The organism is Streptomyces sp. Act143, assembly GCF_003143935.1.
In the GTDB taxonomy this organism is placed as follows: Bacteria; Actinomycetota; Actinomycetes; order Streptomycetales; family Streptomycetaceae; genus Streptomyces.
Genome location: NZ_QFRX01000001.1, coordinates 5499200 through 5520622, shown reverse-complemented (window position 1 = coordinate 5520622; position 21423 = coordinate 5499200). Strand labels below are relative to the sequence as shown.

Sequence of the window (21423 nt, the reverse complement as noted above, 5' to 3'; positions counted from 1 at the left end):
ACCGCGATGAGCGCACCCGACGGCAGCCCGGTCGGCGCCGAACGCAGCATCGGCCAGCTGTTCGCCTCGGCGACGACCGAGATGTCCGCGCTGGTGCATGACGAGATCGCACTGGCCAAGGCGCAGCTCAAGCGGGACGTGAAGCGCGGCGCGACGAGCGGCGGCGCGTTCATGGTGGCCGGCGCGGTACTGGTGTTCTCGCTGCCGATGCTGAACTTCGCCCTGGCGTACGGCATCCGCACCTGGAGCGACTGGAACCTCGCGGTCTGCTTCCTGCTGTCCTTCGCGGCGAACGTCCTCATCGCGGGCCTGCTCGCGCTGATCGGCGTGGTCTTCGCGAAGAAGGCGAAGCAGGGCGGCGGCGCGCAGAAGACCGCCGCGTCGATGAAGGAGACGGCGAGCGTCCTGCAGAAGGCCAAGCCGCACCCGCGGCCCGAGCTGGCGCAGGATCGTGTCCCGGAGGCCATCGAGGCTGTGGCACGCTCGTCGTCATGACCGACCCCGTCACTCCTTCGGCCGCGTCCCTGGTACGGCCCGATGTCCTGGGCGAGCGCCCGGTGACCCACCGGGACGTCGCCGCCAACGGCGCGCGTTTCCACATCGCCGAGATGGGCGACGGGCCGCTGGTCCTGCTGCTGCACGGCTTCCCGCAGTTCTGGTGGACGTGGCGGCACCAGCTGCCCGCGCTCGCCGACGCCGGGTTCCGGGCGGTCGCGATGGACCTGCGGGGGGTCGGCGGCAGCGACCGCACCCCGCGCGGCTACGACCCGGCCAACCTCGCCCTCGACATCACCGGCGTGATCCGCTCCCTCGGTGAGCCGGACGCCGCGCTGGTCGGCCATGACCTGGGTGGCTATCTGGCGTGGACGGCGGCCGCGATGCGCCCGAAGCTGGTCCGGCGGCTCGCGGTGTCCTCGATGCCGCATCCGCGGCGCTGGCGCTCGGCGATGCTCTCGGACGTCAAGCAGACCCGGGCCGGGTCCTACGTCTGGGGGTTCCAGCGCCCCTGGATTCCCGAGCGGCAACTGACCGCGGACGACGGCGCGCTGGTCGCCGAGCTGATCCGGGACTGGTCCGGGCCGGGCCTGCCGGACGACGACGCCGTGGAGACGTACCGCCGTGCCATGTGCATCCCGTCGACCGCGCACTGCTCGATCGAGCCGTACCGGTGGATGGTGCGCTCGCTGGCCCGCCCGGACGGCATCCAGTTCAACCGGCGCATGAAACGGCCGGTCCGGGTGCCGACGCTGCATCTGCACGGATCGCTCGATCCGGTGATGCGGACGCGCAGCGCGGCCGGCTCCGGGGAGTACGTCGAAGCGCCGTACCGCTGGCGGCTGTTCGACGGGCTGGGACACTTCCCGCACGAGGAGGATCCGGTCGCTTTCTCCACGGAGCTCATCAACTGGCTGAAAGACCCCGAGCCGGACCGGTGACAGAGGAGGATCCGGTCGTTTTCTCCACCGAACCGAACAAGTGGCTGAAGCATCCCGAACCCGATCGGTGACCGTCCGGACGCGCCCGGTATCCGGACCTGAACGTCTGTCCTACGAACAGCCACTTGCCCGGCGCATAGGCCAATTGGGGGCCGTGGGGGCGGTTATCGACCTTGGGGCAGGGGCACACGTCGGGGTATGGGCTGGACGCACGACTACAGTGACGCAGCACGCAACCGCCGCTCGGGCCCCGGTCTGAGCCCCCACCAGCGAGGAGGAGCCCCGCAGGAGCAGGGCACGGACCTCCGGGTGGGCATTCCGCGCATCCTGCGCCGCCGGGCCCGCTGGGTCTCGGTACGCCTGCGTCACACCCGAGGCTGACGCACCCCCAGACCCTCCACGCGCCTCACAAAGCGCAGCTGTCGCTGTCCACCTGCTGGTTCGCGGTGCGCCCCTTGTCGATGTCCTCCCGGATCTCGTCCGCGGTGAGCGCGTACCCGGTGTCGGCGTTGTCGAGGGACTTCGCGAACACGACCCCGTACACGTCGCCGTCGGGCGTGAGCAGCGGGCCGCCGGAGTTGCCCTGGCGGACGGTCGCGTAGAGGGAGTACACGTCGCGGTGCACGGTGCCGCGGTGGTAGATGTCCGGACCGTTGGCCGGGATGCGGCCGCGCACGCGCGCGGCACGGACGTCGTACGAGCCGTTCTCCGGGAATCCCGCGATGATCGCGTCGTCGCCGCTGGCGGCGTCCGTGGACGTGAACTTCAGCGCGGGTGCCTTCAGTTCGGGTACGTCGAGGACGGCGATGTCGCGCTGCCAGTCGTAGAGCACGACGGTGGCGTCGTACTTCTGGCCCTCGCCGCCGATCTGCACGGTGGGTTCGTCGACGCCGCCCACGACATGGGCGTTGGTCATGACGCGGCGCTCGCCGAAGACGAAGCCACTGCCTTCGAGGACCTTGCCGCAACTCTGCGCGGTGCCCATGACCTTGACGATCGACTTCTTGGCCTCGGCGGCGACCGGGCTGCCCGCGAGCTTGGGGTCCGGCGGCTGGACCTCCTTGATCGGCTCGTCGGAGAACGGGCTGAAGACCTGCGGGAAGCCGTTCTGCGCGAGGACCGAGGTGAAGTCCTTGAACCAGGTGTCGGCCGCGTCGGGCAGCGCCTCGGACACACCGAGGAGCACCTTGGAGCCGCGTACCTCCTTGCCGAGGGTCGGCAGGGTGGTCTGAGCGAGGGCGGAGCCGATCAGCCAGGCCACCAGGAGCATGGCGACGACGTTGACCAGGGCGCCGCCGGTGGCGTCCAGGGCGCGGGCCGGGGACCAGGTGATGTAGCGGCGGAGCTTGTTGCCGAGGTGGGTGGTCAGGGCCTGGCCGACGGAGGCGCAGACGATGACGACGACCACGGCGACGACGGCGGCGGTCGTGCTGACCTCGGACTTGTCGGTCAGGGCGTCCCAGATGACGGGGAGCACATAGACGGCGACGAGGCCGCCGCCGAGGAAACCGATCACCGACAGGATGCCGACGACGAAGCCCTGGCGATAGCCGACGATCGCGAACCACACGGCGGCGAGCAGCAACAGGATGTCCAGCACGTTCACCGGTTCAGGCCTCGCCTCATCACACGACACAACACGTCAGACACCCTGTCATGACCGCCAGTCGAGCGGGACCTGCTTGTCCCGGTCCCAGGGGCGCTCCCAGCCGGAGTAGTGCAGCAGCCGGTCGATGATTCCGGCGGTGAAACCCCAGACCAGGGCCGATTCGACCAGGAATGCCGGACCTCGGTGGCCGCTGGGGTGGACGGTGGTGGCCCGGTTGCCGGGGTCCGTGAGATCCGCCACGGGGACGGTGAAGACGCGGGCCGTCTCGTTGGGGTCGACGACCCCCACCGGGGTCGGCTCGCGCCACCAGCCCAGCACGGGCGTGACGACGAACCCGCTGACCGGGATGTACAGCTTGGGCAGCACACCGAAGAGCTGGACGCCGGACGGATCGAGGCCGGTCTCCTCCTCGGCCTCGCGCAGAGCCGCCCACAGCGGCCCGTCGCCCTGCGGGTCGCCGTCCTCGGGGTCGAGGGCGCCGCCCGGGAAGGACGGCTGCCCGGCGTGCGACCGCAGCGAGCTGGCCCGCTCCATCAGCAGCAGCTCGGGACCGCGCTCGCCCTCCCCGAAGAGGATCAGCACGGCGGACTGCCGCCCCGCGCCGTTCGCCGGCGGCAGGAAGCGGCTCAGCTGGAGCGGCTCGACCGTCTCCACGGCGTGCACCACCGGGTCCAGCCAGCCGGGCAGGCCGTCCTTGCTCAGCGTCACATTGCCCTGTGCGTTGCTCGCGTGCGTCATCGGCACCCCCGTTCCGCCCGGTTCAACGCCCGGTTACCCACTGATCGTTCCGTCATCCGGCCCCCAGTGGCGGGGCCGCCTTGCCGCCCGCGTCCAGATAGGCCTGGGGCGGGTCGAGGCGCTGGCCCGGGAAGCCGCCCTTCTCGTACTTCAGGAGCTTCTTCGCCTTCTCGGGGTCCGTCTCGCCCTCGCCGTACGCCGGGCAGAGGGGGGCGATCGGACAGGCGCCGCAGGCGGGCTTGCGGGCGTGGCAGATACGGCGGCCGTGCCAGATGACGTGGTGGGAGAGGTCCGTCCAGTCGCTCTTCGGGAACAGCGCGCCGATCGCGGCCTCGATCTTGTCGGGGTCGGTCTCGTCCGTCCACTGCCAGCGCCGCACCAGCCGCTGGAAGTGCGTGTCCACGGTGATGCCGGGCCGCCCGAAGGCGTTGCCGAGCACCACGAACGCGGTCTTGCGGCCGACGCCGGGCAGTGTGACGAGGTCCTCCAGCCTGCCGGGCACCTCGCCGCCGAACTGCTCCACCAGCGCCTTCGACAGCCCTATGACCGACTTGGTCTTGGCCCGGAAGAACCCGGTCGGGCGGAGGATCTCCTCGACCTCCTCGGGGTCGGCGGCGGCCAGGTCCTCGGGGGTGGGGTACTTGGCGAAGAGCGCGGGGGTCGTCTGATTGACCCTCAGGTCGGTGGTCTGGGCGGACAGGACCGTGGCGACGACGAGTTGGAAGGGGTTGGTGAAGTCCAGTTCGGGGTGGGCGTACGGATAGACCTCGGCGAGTTCGCGGTTGATACGGCGGGCTCGGCGGACGAGGGCGGTGGGGGACTCCTTCGACCGCGCGGGCGGCTTGACGGCGACCTTCTTCGCGGGCGCCGCCGCTTGCTTCGCCGTGACCTTCTTCGCGGGCGCCGCCTTCTTCGCCGTGACCTTCTTCGCGGCCGCCTTCGTGACGGCGGCGGGTGCCTTCTTCGCGGCCACGGGAGCCTTCTTCACGGCCGCCTTTTTTGTCACTTTTGCCGCTTTCTTTCCGCCACCGGAGTTCTGTTCGCCCACAGCGGAATCCCGACGTACAACCACCCGCCCAGCCCCCTTGGCCTGTGCTCTCACCGGCGATTTGGACACCCGGCCAGCCTAAAGCCCGGCACCGACAATCGCCCCGGACCCAGGAGATCGGCCCCCGATTGGACCCCTGCCGCTTACCTCAGGACATGTGTGCGGCATCCTTGTGACAGATCACACTGTTTGGACCGTCCGGCAAAATGGGGAGCACGGTCCCCTGGTACCAAGGGGGAGAAAGATCCCCTGAGCAGGTCGACAAGGAGAGAACTCGTGGACGACGTCCTCCGGCGCAACCCGCTCTTCGCGGCTCTCGACGACGAGCAGGCCGCGGAGCTGCGCGCCTCCATGAGTGAGGTGACCCTCGCGCGTGGCGACTCCCTCTTCCACGAGGGCGACCCCGGCGACCGGCTCTACGTCGTCACCGAGGGCAAGGTCAAGCTCCACCGCACCTCCCCCGACGGCCGCGAGAACATGCTCGCCGTCGTCGGCCCCAGCGAGCTGATCGGCGAGCTGTCGCTCTTCGACCCGGGCCCGCGCACCGCGACCGCCACCGCGCTGACCGAGGTCAAGCTGCTCGGTCTCGGCCACGGCGACCTCCAGCCCTGGCTGAACGTCCGCCCCGAGGTCGCCGGCGCCCTGCTGCGCGCGGTCGCCCGACGGCTGCGCAAGACCAACGACCAGATGTCCGACCTGGTCTTCTCCGACGTGCCGGGCCGTGTCGCGCGCGCCCTGCTGGACCTCTCCCGCCGCTTCGGCGTGCAGTCCGAGGAGGGCATCCACGTCGTCCACGACCTCACCCAGGAGGAGCTGGCCCAGCTGGTCGGCGCGTCCCGCGAGACGGTCAACAAGGCCCTCGCCGACTTCGCCCAGCGCGGCTGGCTCCGCCTGGAGGCGCGTGCGGTGATCCTGCTGGACGTGGAGAGGCTCGCCAAGCGTTCGCGGTGACCGCCCCGGGGGCCACCGCCCCCGGATCCCCGTTTCGGCCTGAGCGGCCTCGTCCGCAAACGCAGGGCGGGCTGCTGTAGTTGACCCATGTCTGAAAATCTGCCCTCCAGAGGTCTCGACCCGCAGGGCTACATCGCGCGCGAGGGCTCTCTCGCGCGCGTGCCGCACGCCTTCCGGCCCGTGGTGGCCGCGGCCCGGGACCGGCTGCTGGACATCTACGGGTCCCGACTGCACAGCGCCTACCTCTACGGCTCGATCCCGCGCGGCACCGCGCGCGTGGGGCGCAGTGACCTCGATCTGCTCGTCGCCCTGCGCGAGGAGCCCGCCGACGCCGACCGGGAGGCCGCCCGGGCCCTCGGGGACGCGCTCGACAAGGAGTTCCCGGAGATCGACGGGGTCGGAACGCTGCTGTACAGCCGCGCGCGGCTCCTGAGCGAGCCGGAGACCCACGACCTCGGCTGGTTCGTGGCCTGCCTGTGCACCCCGCTGCTCGGCGACGACCTGGCCGAATACCTGCCGCGCTACCGCCCCGACTCACTGCTGGCCCGCGAGACCAACGGGGACCTCGCCCTGCTGCTCCCCCGCTGGCGCGAGCGCATCGAGGCCGCGAGCGACTCCGAGGAGGCGCTGCGCCCCCTGGTCCGCTTCATGTCCCGCCACCTCGTCCGCACCGGCTTCACCCTCGTCATGCCCCGCTGGAACGGCTGGACGAGCGACCTGGGCGAGATGGCGGAGGCGTTCGGCACGTACTACCCGGAGCGCGCCGGACAGCTGCGGTCCGCGGCCTCGCTCGGCTACGAGCCGACCGCCGACCGGGCCGTCCTCCTGTCGTACGTCGACGATCTCGGGCCGTGGCTCGCGGCCGAGTACGCGCGCGTGCACGGCGTGAAGGCGCCCCGCCCGGACGGGCCCTAGATGAGCCCGTGCTCCTCCAGGTAGTCCATCTGCGCCCGCACCGACAGCTCCGCCGCCGGCCACAGGGAGCGGTCCACGTCGGCGTAGACATGGCCGACGACCTGGGACGGCGTCCGGTAGCCGTCCTCCACCGCCGTCTCCACCTGGGCGAGCCGGTGCGCGCGGTGGGCCAGGTAGAACTCCACGGCGCCCTGCGCGTCCTCCAGGACGGGGCCGTGGCCCGGGAGGACCGTGTGGACGCCGTCGTCGACCGTGAGGGACCTCAGACGGCGCAGGGAGTCCAGATAGTCGCCCAGGCGGCCGTCGGGGTGCGCCACGACCGTCGTACCGCGGCCCAGGATGGTGTCGCCCGTCAGGACCGCCTGATCGGCCGGGAGGTGGAAGCACAGCGAGTCGGAGGTGTGCCCGGGCGTCGGCACGACCCGCAGCTCCAGGCCGCCGACGGTGACGACGTCCCCGGCCGCCAGCCCTTCGTCGCCGAGCCGCAGCGCCGGGTCCAGGGCACGCACGTGCGTGCCGGTCAGCTCGGCGAAACGGGCGGCGCCCTCGGCATGATCCGGGTGACCGTGCGTCAGCAGGGTCAGCGCGACGCGCCGGCCGGCCCTCTCGGCGGTGTCGACGACCTCGCGCAGGTGGCGCTCGTCCAGCGGCCCGGGGTCGACCACGACGGCCAGGTCGGAGCCGGGCTCGGCGAGGATCCAGGTGTTGGTGCCGTCCAGCGTCATCGCGGACGCGTTGGGCGCCAGGACGTTCACGGCGCGGGGGGTGGCGGGGCCGGCGAGGACCCCGCCGCGTGGCTGGCCGGGAAGGGCTGCTGCGTCCGTCATGAGAGGGCTCCTTGCGGCGGCGTCGACCGTGCCGTCACGCCGTGGCTCCACCGGTCGGAATGTGCTTGGTGAACTCCTCGTGCCCCGGCCAGGAGAGCACAATCTCCTCGCCGTCCAGCCTGGCCCGGGCCAGGACCGGCGTGAGATCGCGGCCGGGCGCCGCCGCCAGCGCCTCGGCGGCCGCGGCGTACGGGGTCAGCTGGCGCAGGGTCGCGATCGTGGGCGGCATCATCAGCAACTCGCCCTTGTCGTACGAGGCCGCCGCGTCCGCCGGTGCGATCCACACCGTGCGGTCCGCCTCCGTGGAGGCGTTGCGGGTGCGCTGCCCGGCCGGCAGGGCGGCGACGAAGAACCAGGTGTCGTAGCGCCGGGACTCGAACTCAGGCGTGATCCAGCGCGTCCACGCGCCGAGCAGGTCCGAGCGCAGGACCAGGCCGCGGCGCTCCAGGAACTCGGCGAAGGACAGCTCCCGGGCGACCAGGGCGGCGCGGTCGGCCTCCCAGTCCGCGCCGGTGGTGTCGCCGACCACCGAGTCGGGGGCGGGACCGGCGAGCAGGACGCCTGCTTCCTCGTACGTCTCGCGCACGGCCGCGCAGACGATCGCCTGGGCCTCGGTCTCGGTGACGCCGAGGCGCTCGGACCACCACGCGCGCGTGGGGCCCGCCCAGCGGATCTGGTGGTCGTCGTCGCGCGGGTCGACGCCGCCGCCCGGATACGCGTACGCGCCTCCGGCGAAGGCCATGGAGGCGCGTCTGCGCAGCATGTGCACGGCGGGACCGTCGGCGGTGTCCTTCAGGAGCATGACCGTGGCCGCACGCTTCGGGACGACCGGGGTGAGGGTGCCGTCCGCGAGCGCGCGGATGCGTTCCGGCCAGTCCTGCGGAAACCACTGCCCATTCGCCATGGGCGGAGGCTATCCCGTGGTGCGCGAATGTTCGAGAGGGGCCCGGAGGTGCGGCGATGCCGCCGTACGGGCCCGCAGGCGCCGCTCTACGCCTCCGTGAGCTCCACCTGGATCTCGACCTCCACCGGCGCGTCCAGCGGCAGCACCGCCACGCCCACGGCGCTGCGGGCGTGCACGCCCTTGTCGCCGAGAACCTCGCCGAGCAGTTCGCTGGCGCCGTTGACGACGCCCGGCTGACCGGTGAAGTCCGCCGCCGACGCCACGAAGCCCACGACCTTCACCACGCGCTTGACCCGGTCCAGGTCACCGGCGACCGACTTCACGGCCGCGAGCGCGTTCAGGGCGCAGGTGCGGGCCAGGTCCTTGGCCTCGTCCGCGGTGACCTCCGCACCCACCTTGCCGGTGACCGGGAGCTTGCCCTCGACCATCGGCAGCTGGCCGGAGGTGTACACGTACACGCCCGACTGCACGGCCGGCTGGTAGGCGGCCAGCGGCGGCACGACCTCCGGAAGCGTCAGTCCCAGCTCGGCGAGCCTCGCCTCGACCGCGCTCACGCCTTCTCCCGCTTGAGGTAGGCCACCAGCTGCTCGGGGTTGTTCGGCCCGGGCACGACCTGGACGAGCTCCCAGCCGTCCTCGCCCCAGGTGTCCAGAATCTGCTTCGTGGCGTGTACGAGCAGCGGCACAGTCGCGTATTCCCACTTGGTCATGTGGCCGACTTTAGCCGCTGCCCCCGCACCGGCTCCGCCCCCGGGGCCCGGCGACCGCCCCCGGAAGGACGCGGTGTCCACAGCCTGCCGTTCGACGCGCACACGGAATGGTTACGCTCGAATACGTGAGCAGGCTTCAGGTCGTCAGCGGCAAGGGCGGAACCGGTAAGACCACGGTGGCCGCAGCCCTCGCGCTGGCCCTGGCCACCGAGGGGAAGCGCACGCTTCTCGTCGAGGTCGAGGGCCGGCAGGGCATCGCACAGCTCTTCGAGACGGAGGCATTGCCCTATGAGGAACGGAAGATCGCGGTAGCTCCGGGCGGCGGGGAGGTGTACGCCCTCGCCATCGACCCCGAACTGGCCCTTCTGGACTACCTCCAGATGTTCTACAAACTCGGCGGCGCGGGCCGCGCCCTGAAGAAGCTCGGCGCGATCGACTTCGCCACCACCATCGCGCCCGGCCTCAGGGACGTACTCCTGACCGGCAAGGCCTGCGAGGCGGTGCGCCGCAAGGAGAAGTCCGGGCGGTTCGCCTACGACTACGTCGTCATGGACGCGCCGCCCACGGGGCGCATCACCCGCTTCCTGAACGTGAACGACGAGGTCGCGGGGCTCGCCAAGATAGGGCCCATACACAATCAGGCGCAGGCCGTGATGCGGGTGCTGAAGTCGCCGGAGACGGCCGTGCACCTGGTGACGCTGCTGGAGGAGATGCCGGTCCAGGAGACCGCGGACGGCATCGCCGAGCTGCGGACGGCACGGCTGCCGGTGGGCCGGGTCATCGTGAACATGGTGCGCCCGGAGGTGTTGGACGCGGCCGAGCTGGAACTCGTACGCGGCACGGCTCGTTCCTCCTTCGCGCAGTCGCTGTCCGCCGCGGGGCTCGGCGGGGCGCGGCGCGGCGGGCATGCCGAGCGGCTGGTGGACCCGCTCCTGGCCCAGGCCGAGGAGTACGCCGAGCGCTACACGCTGGAGCACGAACAGCGCGCGGTCCTCGGCGAACTGCGCCTCCCGCTGCACGAACTGCCGCTGCTCGCCGAGGGAATGGACCTGGCGGGGTTGTACGAACTGGCCACGGAACTGCGGAAGCAGGGGATGTCATGAGCCCGGACGCCGAGCGACAGCACCGCCTCTCCCCCGCGCGCGTGCTCGCTCTCGACCCCCTGCTCGACGATCCCGCGACCCGCATCGTGGTGTGCTGCGGCTCGGGCGGCGTCGGCAAGACCACGACCGCGGCGGCCCTGGGGCTGCGGGCCGCCGAGCGGGGCCGGAAGGTGGTCGTGCTGACCATCGACCCGGCCCGCCGGCTCGCCCAGTCCATGGGCATCGACTCGCTGGACAACACACCGCGGCGCGTGAAGGGCGTCGAGGATCACTCCGGGACATCGCACAGCGATTCGGCCGAGGGTGACGGCGGGCCGCGGGCGGGCGGCGAACTGCACGCGATGATGCTCGACATGAAGCGCACCTTCGACGAGATCGTCGAGGCGCACGCGGACCCCGAGCGGGCCTCGGCGATCCTCAACAACCCCTTCTACCAGTCGCTTTCGGCGGGCTTCGCGGGCACGCAGGAGTACATGGCGATGGAGAAGCTGGGCCAGCTGCGGGCGAAGGACGAGTGGGACCTGATCGTCGTCGACACCCCGCCCTCGCGGTCCGCGCTGGACTTCCTGGACGCGCCCAAGCGGCTGGGGTCCTTCCTCGACGGCCGGCTGATCCGGCTGCTCACCGCCCCGGCCAAGCTGGGCGGCCGCGCGGGGATGAAGTTCCTGAACGTGGGGATGTCGATGATGACGGGCACCCTGGGCAAGCTGCTGGGGGGCCAGCTGCTCAAGGACGTCCAGACGTTCGTCTCCGCGATGGACACGACCTTCGGCGGCTTCCGCACGCGCGCGGACGCGACGTACAAGCTGCTCCAGGCGCCCGGCACGGCGTTCCTGGTGGTGGCCGCGCCGGAGCGGGACGCGCTGCGGGAGGCCGCCTACTTCGTGGAGCGTCTCGCGGCCGAGGACATGCCCCTCGCGGGGCTGGTGCTCAACCGGGTCCACGGCAGCGGCGCCGCCCGGCTGTCGGCCGAGCGGGCACTCGCCGCCGCGGAAGAGCTGGAGCTCGTGGGTGAGCCGGTCGCGGAGACCCTCGCCCCCGCGGATGACGACGCTGCGGAAAATCTTGAAGAGTCCCGCATTGTCGATCAGGAGGACGGGAAAGCTGGAGTTCGTAACTCTCCCGACACAGACGGCAGTTCACAGTCTCCGGCGCCATCCCCCGCGCCCGGCCCCGCTGCCGCCGAAGCCTCCCCCACCTCGAACCGGACCGTCGAACAACTCACGGCAGGCCTGCTGAGGCTGCACGCCGAGCGTATGCAGCTGCTCTCCCGCGAGCAGCGCACGCGCGACCGCTTCACCGCGCTCCACCCCGAGGTGGCGGTGGCAGAGGTGGCCGCGCTGCCCGGCGACGTCCATGACCTCGCGGGGCTGCGAGACATCGGGGCACGGCTCGCGGCCGGTCGGCCGGAGCTGCCCGAGAGCGTGGAGGGATGAGCCGGAGAAGGGCTCAACCCACCGCCGCTGAGGGATGGACCGGAGGGATGAACCGAAGGGCTCAGCCCACCGCCGCGTAGTTCTCGTACACCTCGTCGTCGTCGAGGGGCAGGATGCCGACCCCTCGTTCGTACTCCAGGCGCGCGGTCTCCAGAAGCCGGCGCCATGAAGTGACCGTTGGCCGCCTGCGCAGCAGTGCGCGGCGTTCCCGTTCCGTCATGCCTCCCCACACGCCGAATTCGACGCGGTTGTCGAGCGCATCGGCCAGGCACTCGGTCCGCACCGGACATCCGGTGCACACCGCCTTGGCCCTGTTCTGCGCTGCTCCTTGAACAAACAGTTCATCCGGATCGGTAGTGCGGCAGGCCGCCTGCGCACTCCAGTCGGTTACCCAGCCCATACCGGCGCCGTCCTCTCCCGAATCGAGGCTCCCCCACGGCGGCAGCGGCATATTCACCGCCGCCAGTTGAGGACGTTACGGAAGGTGGGCACAGCGCAACACCCCCTTCGGGCCCAATCTTGAATGGCCCGAACGGACTATGCGTAAGCGGCAGATCACCCGGGGGAGTGAGCCCGCGACATGCGTGATCATCCCGGCAAAGCGGGACAGTTCTGTTGAGTCACAACGGGCACCGGGTGACACACAAGGCGGATTCGGACACGCCCCCACCAGAAAGTCGGGGAACCTCCGGAACGATTCGGGGTCGCCGGACGTATTGATACATGGCCGCACTGCTGTGACAGTTGAGAGCAGCTTAGGCCAAGGCCTGCGCGCGTGTCCGGCGAATGAGAAGGTAGGCCCTCTCTGTGCCATGCGCTCGAAACGGCCTGCCGTCTTCGTCGAACGTTCATGAGTACGGATTAGGCTGCCCCCATGTCGAAGAAGCGCTCCGGTGGCGGTCTCTCCCCCACCCAGCAGGCCGCGAAGTTCCTCGGTGTCAGCGTGCTCTCGGGCGCGGTACTGGCCGGCATCGCACTGCCCGCCTTCGGCGCGCTCGGACTCGCGGCCAAGGGATCGGTGGAGAGCTTCGACGAGCTCCCGGCCAACCTGAAGACGCCGCCGCTGAGCCAGCGCACCACGATCCTCGACGCCAAGGGCGGCACCATCGCCACGGTCTACTCCCGTGACCGCACGGTGGTCGAGCTCAAGGACATCTCGCCGTACATGCAGAAGGCGATCGTCGCGATCGAGGACTCGCGCTTCTACCAGCACGGTGCGGTGGACCTCAAGGGCGTGCTGCGCGCCCTCAACCAGAACGCCCAGAGCGGCGGGGTGGCCCAGGGCGCCTCGACCCTCACCCAGCAGTACGTGAAGAACGTCTTCGTGGAGGAGGCCGGCGACGACCCGACCAAGGTCGCCGAGGCCACCCAGCAGACCATCGGCCGCAAGATCCGCGAACTGAAGTACGCGATCCAGGTCGAGGAGGAGCTGGGCAAGAAGAAGATCCTCGAGAACTACCTGAACATCACGTTCTTCGGCCAGCAGGCCTACGGCGTCGAGGCCGCCGCCCAGCGCTACTTCTCCAAGTCCGCCAAGGACCTCACCCTCGCCGAGTCCGCGCTGCTCGCCGGCATCGTCCAGTCGCCGAGCCGGTACGACCCGGTCAACGACGAGGCGGAGGCCACCAAGCGGCGCAATGTCGTGCTCCAGCGCATGGCCGAGGTCGGCGACATCTCGCGGGCCGAGGCCGCCAAGGCGCAGAAGGAGAAGCTGGGCCTGAAGGTCAGCCAGCCCAAGAACGGCTGCATCACGGCCGTGAAGGGCGCGAGCTTCTTCTGCCAGTACGTCGAGGCCGTCTTCAAGAGCGACCCGGTCTTCGGCAAGACCAAGGAACAGCGTGCCAAGGTCTGGAACCAGGGCGGTCTGACGATCAAGACCACCCTCGAACCGCAGGCGCAGGAATCGGTCCAGGCCTCGCTCAAGGGACACGTCAACAAGTCGGACAAGGTCGCCGCCGCGGCCACCCTCGTCGAGCCCGGCACCGGCAAGATCCTCGGCATGGGCCAGTCGAAGCCCTACGGCTACGGCAAGAACGAGACCGAGATCAACTACTCGGTCAACCACAGCATGGGCGGCTCCAACTTCGGCTTCCCGACCGGTTCGACGTTCAAGCCGTTCGTCGCGGCGGCCGCACTGGAGGAGGGCCGGCCGGCCAACCAGGAGTACTCGTCGCCGTACCAGATGGAGTACCCGAGCCCGGTGCAGACCTGCGACAGCAAGCCGTGGGTCAACACCAACGGCGAGAAGCTGGAGAACGAGTCGGAGTCGGAGAAGGGCCCCTACCGTCTGCGCAAGGCGATGGAGCTGTCGGTCAACACCTACTTCGTGCAGATGATCTCCGACATCGGACTGTGCCCCGTGGTCAACATGACCAACAAGCTCCAGGTCATCCAGGGCAACGGCGACAAGCTCCCCGAGGTCCCGGCCATCGCCCTGGGTTCCAAGGGCATCTCCCCGCTGACGATGGCCACCGCGTACGCCGCCTTCGCCGCCCGCGGCATGTACTGCACGCCGGTCGCCATCGAGTCGATCACCCAGAAGGTCGGCCAGGAGCAGAAGTCGCTGGAGGTCCCCAAGTCGACCTGCTCGCGCGCCATGTCCGAGACCACCGCCGACACCGTCAACCAGCTCCTCAAGGGCGTGGTCGACTCCGGCACCGGCCAGACGGCGGGCCTCTCCGACCGTGAGAACGCCGGTAAGACCGGTACGACGGACTCCCGCAAGAACGCCTGGTTCGTCGGCTACACGCCGAACCTCTCGGGCGCGGTCTGGGTGGGCAGCGCGTCCCAGACGGTCGAGATGAGGAACATCTACATCGGCGGCCAGTACTACGACCTCGTCTACGGCGGCAAGGTCCCGGGCCCGATCTGGAAGGACGCCATGACCGGCGCCCTCGCCGGCAAGGACGCCCCGGGGTTCAACTACGTCCGCCTCCCGGAGGACAACCCGGACCGCGGTGACGGCGACGGGAACGGCAACGGGAATGGCAACGGGAACGGCAACGGCGACGGCAACAACGGCGACGGCAACGGCAACAACGGCGGCCAGGACAACGGCGGCACCGACGGGGGCGGCTTCCCGACGCCGACGTTCTCGATCCCGGAGAACCTGTTCCAGGGGAACAACGGGAACGGGGGCCGCAATGGGTGACGCCGGGGTCTGACGGTCCAAGGGGACTTCAAGACGGCTTCAAGGCGGCTTCAAGGCGGCCTTAAAGGCGACGGCCCCTTCGTCCTCGTAGAGAGATCTCTCTGTCTCTGTGCGAGGACGAAGGGGCCGATCGTTTGCCGGGCGGCGGGTCGGGCGGTGAGCCGGGGTCGCCGGGCGGCCGGGGCCGGGCGGTGAGCCGGGGTCGGCGGTTGGCCGGGGTCGGCGGTTGGCCGGGCGGTGTGGCTCGCTCAGTTGGGTGCTGTGTCTCAGCCGGCGAGGAGCTTCTTCACCGCGGCGGCGACGCGGCCGCCCTCGGCCAGGCCGGCGACCTTGGGGTTCACGATCTTCATGACCGCGCCCATGGCCCGCGGCCCCTCGGCGCCGGCGGCCTTGGCCTCCTCGACGGCCTGGGCGACGATGTCGTTCAGCTCGTCGTCGGACAGCTGCTTGGGCAGGTAGTCGGCGAGCACCTCGCCCTCCGCCTTCTCCCGCTCGGCGCTCTCGGCGCGACCACCCTGAGCGAAGGCGTCGGCGGCCTCGCGGCGCTTCTTCGCCTCCTTGGCGATCACCTTGAGGACCTCGTCGTCGGAGAGCTCGCGCTTCTCCTTGCCCGCGACCTCCTCCTTGGTGATCGCGGCGAGCGTCAGCCGGAGCGTCGAGGAGCGGAGCTCGTCGCGCTCCTTGATCGCGGCGTTGAGGTCTTCCTGCAGCTTCGACTTGAGCGTGGTGGTCATGGGTCTGATTCTCGCAGGTGTACGACGACGGACGCCCGCGCATTTAACGGACCATGCGTCTGACGGACCGCGCATCCAGCGGGTCGTGCACCGGGGCGCACCGCGCATCCGGCGGACCCCACATCCAGCGGACCGCACATCCAGCGGACCGCACATCCAGCGGACCGCGCGTGACGGACCACGGACGCTGGTCAAGCAGGCGCTCGCGGTCTGACACGATGGAGGCATGCGCGCGCGATACGGAGTTCCCCTGGGAATGGCGGCGGTTGGCGCCGCCGGGTTGCTGTACTCGGCGGGTTTCGAGGCCCGCTCCTTCCGCCTCCGACGGGTGACGGTCCCCGTCCTCCCCGCCGGCATGCGGCCCCTGCGCGTGCTTCAGGTCTCCGACATCCACATGGTCGGCGGCCAGCGCAAGAAGCAGCGCTGGCTGCGGTCGCTGGCGGGGCTGCGCCCGGACTTCGTGATCAACACGGGCGACAACCTGTCGGACACCGAGGGCGTGCCGGAAGTCCTGGACGCGCTGGGCCCGTTGATGGAGTTCCCGGGGGCATACGTCTTCGGCTCCAACGACTACTACGGCCCGAGCCTGCGCAACCCCGCCCGCTACCTCCTGGAGAAGGCGAGCGGCCGGCACGGCCTGAACGGCAACCCGCCCGCGGTCAGCGTGGTCCACAACCCGTGGGAGGACCTGCGGGACGGTTTCGACGCGGCGGGCTGGCTCAACCTGACGAACACGCGCGGCACGCTGAAGGTCGAGGGCGTGTCGGTGGAGCTGACGGGACTGGACGACCCGCACATCAAGAAGGACCGGTACACGGAGGTGGCGGGCGGTCCGTCGTCCTCGGTGGACTTCTCGATGGGCGTGGTGCACGCGCCGTACCTGAGGGTGCTGGACGCCTTCGCGGCTGACGCCTACCCGCTGATCCTGGCCGGCCACACGCACGGCGGTCAGCTGTGCATCCCCTTCTACGGCGCCCTGGTCACCAACTGCGACATCGACACGGACCGCGTGAAAGGCCTGTCGACGCACACGGCGGAGGGCAGGACGTCGTACCTGCACGTCTCGGCGGGCTGCGGCACCAACCGCTACACGCCGGTACGGTTCGCGTGCCCGCCGGAGGCCACGTTGCTGACGTTGGTGGGGCGGGAGTAAGGGTTCGGGGGGGGGAGTAGGGGCTGGGGCGGGAGTAGGGGCTGGGGCGGGGGCGTACTTCGGGCGGGGCCCGCGCGAGGCGCGAGCCGCGGTTCAAGCCGGGCCCACGCACCCGGGATAACCCGCACGGCCCGCCCGTATCGCCCCTTTTGTCAGCCCTGCTTAGCGTGAGGGCATGACCGCCCCCATACCCAGAGACATCCCGGACCTGCCCGCGGTCCCGGGCGTGCCCGCGCTGCTGCCCTCCCCCGTCCCCGCCACGGCCGTGGTGGCCCCCGTACGCCGCCCGCTGGCCGCGACGTACCGCCTGCTGGTCGCCCTCACGGCCACCGCGGCGGTGACGATCGACGTACTCCTGGGCAGCCCGGCCCGCGTCCTGAGCTACTTCACGATCCAGAGCGCCGTCCTGCTGGCACTGGTCTCCGTGGCGTCGGCCCGCAGGGCCTGGACCGCGCGCCGCCCACTGCCGGCCGCGCTGACGGGTGCGACGCTGCTGTACGTCCTGCTGACCGGCCTGGTGTACCACCTGCTCCTGGCGGAGACGACGGCCCCGTTCTCCATGACGAACGCTGCCGCGCCGACGGGCTGGGCGAAGATCGCGAACGTCGTCCTGCACACGGCCCTGCCGATCGCGGCGACCCTGGACTGGCTGTTCCTGACCGCCCCCGGCCGCCTCCGCCTACGCCAGGCGGCGACCTGGCTCCTCTACCCCCTCGCCTACCTGGCCTTCTCCTTCACCCGCGGCGAGCTGCTCCTCCCCGGCACCCCGGCCCGCTACCTCTACCCGTTCCTGGACGTCGACCTCCACGGCTACAAGACCGTCCTGGGCAACGCCCTCCTCCTGGGCCTCTCCTTCTACGCCCTGGCCGTCCTCCTCGTGGCCCTCGACCACGTCCGCCCGAACCCCATCCGGCACCGCGTCCACCACCGGGCCAAAACCGGATTTCGTCTCCAGCCACCAGTGGGCTAAAGTAAACGACGTCGCCGCGACAAGCAGGACCTGCAGCGACATCGGGGTGTAGCGCAGCTTGGCAGCGCGCTTCGTTCGGGACGAAGAGGTCGTGGGTTCAAATCCCGCCACCCCGACAGCCGTAACAGCAGGTGAGGCACCTACGGATTTCCGTAGGTGCCTCACCTGTTTCTGCGTATCTGTGGCTTCGCCGCGAGATGGGATCCTCGTCGGTCGCAGGTGCCCTGTGTAGGCGTGGTGGCCGCCGCATGGCCGCCCACCGAACCGCCAACACTCCGGACAGCTCTGGCGGGCACACCGGGTTGCGGTGCGTTGCGGCGGCGGATGAGTCTGCCGGTGGCGTTCATGTGGGCCGTAGCCTGAGCCGTAGGCCGCGGTGGCCGGTTGCCGGGTACCGGGGGCCGCAGAGGCCGCACCACACAGGCCGCAGGACACAGGCACCGACTCCGTAAGGACCTCTTCTCGATGATCATCTTTGGTACCAAGGGCTACCTCTACCAGCTCGCGATACTCACGTTGGTCTGCGGTGGCTGCGGTAATCCCGCCGCGCACACCCTTCGGAAGCGCGTCACGAAGTTCACGCTGTTCTTCGTTCCGCTGTTTCCGATCTCCACCAAGTACGCGACGCAGTGCACCTTCTGCGGTACGGAGGTGAAGATCGGCAAGGAGCAGGCCGAGCAGCTCCAGGCGCAGGCCCAGGCGGGTCCCCACGCCGGGCATCAGGGGCAGGGGTACGGGCAGGCGCAGCAGCCTTACCAGTCGTAGTACTGAGCGGCTGAGTGGGTGCGGGGCGGAATTCGGTGGTGTGACTTCCTTCCCTTCGAGTAAGTTCCTTTAGGGAACTTACTCACGCCGAGAAGGAGAAGCCTCCGTGTCGCAGCAGCGCACCTGGACCGCCGTCGACGACTACTTCAACGGGCTCCTCGTGGAGGAGGACGCCCCGCTGCTCGACGCCGTGCGGGACAGCGCCGCGGCCGGGCTGCCTGATCATCAAGTCGCTCCCAATCAAGGCAAGTTGCTGAATCTGATCGCCACCCTCCGGGGTGCCAGGACCATTCTGGAGATCGGTAGCCTCGGCGGCTACAGCACCATCTGGCTGGGCCGTGCCCTGCCCGAGGGCGGGCGGCTGGTGACGCTGGAGGCCGATGAGCGGTGTGCGGAGGTGGCCCGGGCCAATGTGGCGCGGGCCGGGCTCGGGGGCGTCGTCGACCTGCGGCTCGGCAAGGCGCTGGACACGCTGCCGCTGCTGGCGGAGGAGGGCGCCGGGCCCTTCGACCTCGTCTTCATCGACGCCGACAAGCCGTCCAACCCTGACTATCTGCGATGGGCGCTGAAGCTCACCCGGCCCGGCAGTGTCATCGTCGGCGACAACGTCGTCCGGGACGGTGCCGTCACCGACCCCGACAGCGGCGACCCGAGGGTCCAGGGGGTCCGCCGGTTCACCGAACTCATCGCCGCGGAGCCTCGGTTGACCGCCACGACCGTGCAGACCGTCGGGTCCAAGGGGTACGACGGTTTCACCCTGGCCCTCGTCACCGGCTGAGGGGCGGGTACGGGCCGAGGCCACGATGTGCGCGGCCGGACGCAAACGGCTTCGCCATCCCGTCGCCGGGCTGCTGGAGCTGGACTTCGAAAGCCTGCACGTGCCGGCCGGGCCCGGGGGGGGCGGGCTGGCCGTGCATGTGTTCAGTGCCCCCCAGGGCAGCCCTGAGGCTGCCCTGATCAGGAAGCTGCCGGGCGGCCCGTCAGTTGTTCCAGGTCTCGTCGTACGGGTCTGCCGGCGTCGCCACCGGGCGGGCCGACGTGACCTTCAGGTACGGGATCGGGCCGTTGTTCACCGGGTCCTCGGTGCGCTCGGGGGTGTAGGTGCCGGTGGCCTCCAGCCAGGCGTCCGGTTGCAGCACCGGCGGGATCTTCCCGGTCAGGGCGATCTTCACCGGCTGGGCATCCGCGGCACAGCAGTTCAGGGCCATCCGCACCAGGTAGGGGTGGCCTGCCTGGTCCAGGGCGACGAAGCCGGTGACCTTGATCTCGCGGCCACGCAGCTCACGGCCGTGGTCGTAGACCGCCCGGCCCGCGTAGTCGGCCACCCCCAGGCGCAGGGGGCCGGTGGCGGGCAGGTCCTCGTAGCCGTACGCCTGCTGGAGTGCCGTGCCGGTGCGCATGGCGCTGTAGGAGCCGAGGGCGGGCGGGGCGACCAGGACGAGGGCGAGGAGGGGGAGGAGCAGGAGCCAGGAGACCCGGGGTTCGCGGTGGTCGTCGTGGTGATCGTCGTGGTGGTGTTCGGCCTGCTTGCTGCGGCGCTCGTACCAGAGCGTCGCCACCGCCGCCGCGATCAGGACCGCGCCGGACAGCAGGAGCAGCGGGCGCAGGCCGGCCTTGACGTAGCGCAGGTAGAGATCGGTGGAGCCCGCGTGCAGCAGGGTCGCGCCGAGCAGGAACATGACCGCCGACTGGGCATGCCGGTTCACAGCAGCACCGCCCCCGTCAGCACCGCCGCCAGGACGGCGAGGGCGAAGGTGGCGGGCGCGAAGCGCAGAGCGAAGCCGCGGCCGAAGGTGCCCGCCTGCATCGCGAACAGCTTCAGGTCGATCATCGGGCCCACCGTCAGGAACGCCAGCCGGGCCGTGAGGGAGAACTGCGACAGCGACGCCGCCACGAACGCGTCCGCCTCCGAACAGATCGACAGCAGTACGGCGAGGATCGCGAGGGCCAGCACCGACACCACCGGGTTGCCGGCCGCAGCGCGCAGCCAGTGCTCCGGTACGACCGCCTTCAGCGTCGCCGCCGCCATCGCGCCGACGACCAGGAACCCGCCGGCGTGCATCACGTCGTGCCGCACCGAGCCCCAGAACGCCGCTCCCCTGCCCTGCCCCTCGTACGACGCACGGGCCGGTGGCCGCAACCAGTCCGCGCGTCCGAGGCGCAGCCACAGCCAGCCCATCGCGCACGCCGTCAGCAGGCCCGCGACCAGGCGGGCGAACACCATCTCCGGGTTCCGCGGGAAGGCGACCGCCGTCGCCGTCAGCACCACCGGGTTGATCGCCGGGGCGGAGAGCAGGAAGGCGAGCGCGGCGGCCGGGGTGACGCCACGCCGTACCAGCGCCCCGGCCACCGGCACCGACGCGCACTCGCAGCCCGGCAGCACCGCGCCCGCCACCCCGGCGACCGGCACCGCCAGCGCCGGGCTCTTCGGCAGGGCGCGGGCGAAGAACGCCGGCGGTACGAACACCGCGATCGCCGCGGACAGCAGCACGCCGAGCACGAGGAACGGCAGCGCCTGCACGGTCACCGCCACGAAGACCGTCATCCAGCTCTGCATCACGGGGGCGGACAGGGCACCGCGGATCGTGCCCTGGAGGAGGAGGACCAGGAGCAGGGCCATGGTGAGCAGGAGGGGAGAGTTCAGGTGACGGGCCTGGTCGTCGCTTTTCGGCGTCTGCTGCTCGTCCGCCGACGACTGCTGTCCGTCCGCCGGCGACTGCTGTCCGTCCGCCGGCGACTGCTGTCCGTCCGCCGGCGACTGCTGTTCGCCCTTCGGCTCCTGCTGCTCGTCCGTCGGCGCCCGGTGTTCGTCCGTCGGCGTTCGCTGTTCGTCCGTCGGCGTTCGCTGTTCGTCCTTCGGGGGTGGCGTCTGGCCCGCCGTGGGCGGGGCTTCTTCGGTGATCGCCACGGGTGGGGTACCTCCGGTGGTGCGAAGGGCGTGGGTCTTGCTCGGGTCTCCGCCGAGCTCCCTCCC

The 21423-nt window shown here is 70.6% G+C and carries 23 protein-coding genes, 1 tRNA gene and 1 pseudogene; 14 read left to right on the top strand and 11 right to left on the bottom strand.

Annotation, left to right across the window (positions count from 1 at the left end):
• Positions 1-6: 6 nt before the first annotated feature.
• From DI272_RS25105 to DI272_RS45510, 3 genes are all read left to right on the top strand, one after another.
• Positions 7-495, top strand: a complete 489-nt coding sequence (locus DI272_RS25105; RefSeq protein ID WP_109497530.1) for a phage holin family protein — start codon at positions 7-9, stop codon at positions 493-495.
• The gene (locus DI272_RS25100) at positions 492-1436 is read left to right on the top strand and encodes an alpha/beta fold hydrolase (protein ID WP_109497529.1); all 945 of its coding nucleotides are present in this window, start codon (positions 492-494) and stop codon (positions 1434-1436) included. Before DI272_RS25105 ends, DI272_RS25100 begins: the two co-directional genes overlap by 4 nt.
• A gap of 198 nt (positions 1437-1634) precedes the next feature.
• On the top strand, positions 1635-1817 hold the full coding sequence (locus DI272_RS45510; protein WP_109497528.1) for a hypothetical protein: 183 nt from the start codon (positions 1635-1637) through the stop codon (positions 1815-1817).
• Positions 1818-1842: 25 nt separating this feature from the next.
• Here the strand turns inward: DI272_RS45510 and DI272_RS25090 are convergent, their stop codons facing one another.
• The 3 genes from DI272_RS25090 to nth are packed head-to-tail and all read right to left on the bottom strand — an operon-like array spanning position 1843 to position 4831.
• On the bottom strand, positions 1843-3042 hold the full coding sequence (locus tag DI272_RS25090) for a MarP family serine protease (protein ID WP_109497527.1): 1200 nt from the start codon (positions 3040-3042) through the stop codon (positions 1843-1845).
• Between the two features lie 48 nt (positions 3043-3090).
• Positions 3091-3783 carry a CoA pyrophosphatase gene (locus tag DI272_RS25085; RefSeq protein ID WP_109497526.1) on the bottom strand — a complete coding sequence of 231 codons (693 nt, stop codon included), beginning with the start codon at positions 3781-3783 and terminating at the stop codon, positions 3091-3093.
• A 52-nt stretch (positions 3784-3835) separates the two neighbouring features.
• Positions 3836-4831, bottom strand: coding sequence for an endonuclease III (gene nth, locus DI272_RS25080; RefSeq protein ID WP_375138065.1), 996 nt, complete (start codon positions 4829-4831; stop codon positions 3836-3838).
• 276 nt (positions 4832-5107) lie between these two features.
• Between nth and DI272_RS25075 the strand changes: the two genes are divergently transcribed.
• Entirely contained in the window at positions 5108-5782 is a 675-nt protein-coding gene (locus tag DI272_RS25075) for a Crp/Fnr family transcriptional regulator (RefSeq protein WP_109497524.1), read from the top strand.
• An 87-nt stretch (positions 5783-5869) separates the two neighbouring features.
• Positions 5870-6697, top strand: coding sequence for a nucleotidyltransferase domain-containing protein (locus DI272_RS25070; protein WP_109497523.1), 828 nt, complete (start codon positions 5870-5872; stop codon positions 6695-6697).
• Here the strand turns inward: DI272_RS25070 and DI272_RS25065 are convergent.
• The 4 genes from DI272_RS25065 to DI272_RS25050 all read right to left on the bottom strand — a co-directional run bounded on the left by DI272_RS25065 (position 6694) and on the right by DI272_RS25050 (position 9137).
• Entirely contained in the window at positions 6694-7524 is an 831-nt protein-coding gene (locus tag DI272_RS25065) for an MBL fold metallo-hydrolase (protein ID WP_109497522.1), read from the bottom strand. The two genes, DI272_RS25070 and DI272_RS25065, sit on opposite strands and share 4 nt — an antisense overlap.
• A gap of 34 nt (positions 7525-7558) precedes the next feature.
• Positions 7559-8428 (bottom strand): NUDIX hydrolase, encoded by an 870-nt coding sequence (locus DI272_RS25060; protein WP_109497521.1) that lies wholly within the window; start codon positions 8426-8428, stop codon positions 7559-7561.
• A gap of 86 nt (positions 8429-8514) precedes the next feature.
• On the bottom strand, positions 8515-8982 hold the full coding sequence (locus DI272_RS25055) for a RidA family protein (protein ID WP_109497520.1): 468 nt from the start codon (positions 8980-8982) through the stop codon (positions 8515-8517).
• Positions 8979-9137: a DUF4177 domain-containing protein gene (locus DI272_RS25050; protein ID WP_003967454.1), complete on the bottom strand. Its 159-nt coding sequence runs from the start codon at positions 9135-9137 to the stop codon at positions 8979-8981. Before DI272_RS25050 ends, DI272_RS25055 begins: the two co-directional genes overlap by 4 nt.
• 125 nt (positions 9138-9262) lie before the next feature.
• Here DI272_RS25050 and DI272_RS25045 point away from each other — a divergent pair, with 125 nt between their 5' ends.
• Together DI272_RS25045 and DI272_RS25040 are read left to right on the top strand one after the other, a co-directional pair.
• Positions 9263-10240, top strand: a complete 978-nt coding sequence (locus tag DI272_RS25045; RefSeq protein WP_109497519.1) for an ArsA-related P-loop ATPase — start codon at positions 9263-9265, stop codon at positions 10238-10240.
• On the top strand, positions 10237-11676 hold the full coding sequence (locus DI272_RS25040; protein WP_109497518.1) for an ArsA family ATPase: 1440 nt from the start codon (positions 10237-10239) through the stop codon (positions 11674-11676). The genes DI272_RS25045 and DI272_RS25040 overlap by 4 nt, the downstream gene beginning before the upstream one ends.
• Positions 11677-11737: 61 nt before the next feature.
• Here DI272_RS25040 and wblA read toward each other — a convergent pair whose 3' ends face one another.
• The gene (wblA, locus tag DI272_RS25035; protein ID WP_181387549.1) at positions 11738-12076 is read right to left on the bottom strand and encodes a transcriptional regulator WblA; all 339 of its coding nucleotides are present in this window, start codon (positions 12074-12076) and stop codon (positions 11738-11740) included.
• Between the two features lie 474 nt (positions 12077-12550).
• On the opposite strand from wblA, the gene DI272_RS25025 reads away from it, so the two are divergent.
• Positions 12551-14827, top strand: a complete 2277-nt coding sequence (locus DI272_RS25025; protein WP_109497516.1) for a transglycosylase domain-containing protein — start codon at positions 12551-12553, stop codon at positions 14825-14827.
• 266 nt (positions 14828-15093) lie between these two features.
• Here the strand turns inward: DI272_RS25025 and DI272_RS25020 are convergent, their stop codons facing one another.
• Positions 15094-15561: a GatB/YqeY domain-containing protein gene (locus DI272_RS25020; RefSeq protein ID WP_109497515.1), complete on the bottom strand. Its 468-nt coding sequence runs from the start codon at positions 15559-15561 to the stop codon at positions 15094-15096.
• 226 nt (positions 15562-15787) lie between these two features.
• On the opposite strand from DI272_RS25020, the gene DI272_RS25015 reads away from it, so the two are divergent.
• From DI272_RS25015 to DI272_RS46260, 6 genes and pseudogenes are all read left to right on the top strand, one after another.
• Positions 15788-16714: a metallophosphoesterase gene (locus DI272_RS25015; protein WP_109497514.1), complete on the top strand. Its 927-nt coding sequence runs from the start codon at positions 15788-15790 to the stop codon at positions 16712-16714.
• Positions 16715-16889: 175 nt separating this feature from the next.
• Complete coding sequence (locus tag DI272_RS25010) at positions 16890-17684, top strand: Pr6Pr family membrane protein (protein WP_109497513.1); 795 nt, start codon at positions 16890-16892, stop codon at positions 17682-17684.
• Positions 17685-17726: 42 nt separating this feature from the next.
• Positions 17727-17800: transfer RNA gene (locus tag DI272_RS25005), tRNA-Pro, on the top strand.
• Positions 17801-18149: 349 nt separating this feature from the next.
• Positions 18150-18449 carry a zinc-ribbon domain-containing protein gene (locus DI272_RS25000; protein ID WP_109497512.1) on the top strand — a complete coding sequence of 100 codons (300 nt, stop codon included), beginning with the start codon at positions 18150-18152 and terminating at the stop codon, positions 18447-18449.
• A gap of 106 nt (positions 18450-18555) precedes the next feature.
• The gene (locus DI272_RS24995; protein ID WP_109497511.1) at positions 18556-19227 is read left to right on the top strand and encodes an O-methyltransferase; all 672 of its coding nucleotides are present in this window, start codon (positions 18556-18558) and stop codon (positions 19225-19227) included.
• Positions 19228-19249: 22 nt separating this feature from the next.
• Positions 19250-19399 (top strand): annotated as a pseudogene (locus DI272_RS46260) (XRE family transcriptional regulator); the annotation flags it as partial.
• 30 nt (positions 19400-19429) lie between these two features.
• On the opposite strand, the gene DI272_RS24985 reads toward DI272_RS46260, so the two are convergent.
• A complete protein-coding gene (locus DI272_RS24985; RefSeq protein WP_109497510.1) occupies positions 19430-20155 on the bottom strand; it encodes a TIGR03943 family putative permease subunit in 726 nt (241 codons plus the stop codon).
• Positions 20152-21357: a permease gene (locus DI272_RS24980; RefSeq protein ID WP_258314665.1), complete on the bottom strand. Its 1206-nt coding sequence runs from the start codon at positions 21355-21357 to the stop codon at positions 20152-20154. Before DI272_RS24980 ends, DI272_RS24985 begins: the two co-directional genes overlap by 4 nt.
• Between the last annotated feature and the right edge of the window lie 66 nt (positions 21358-21423).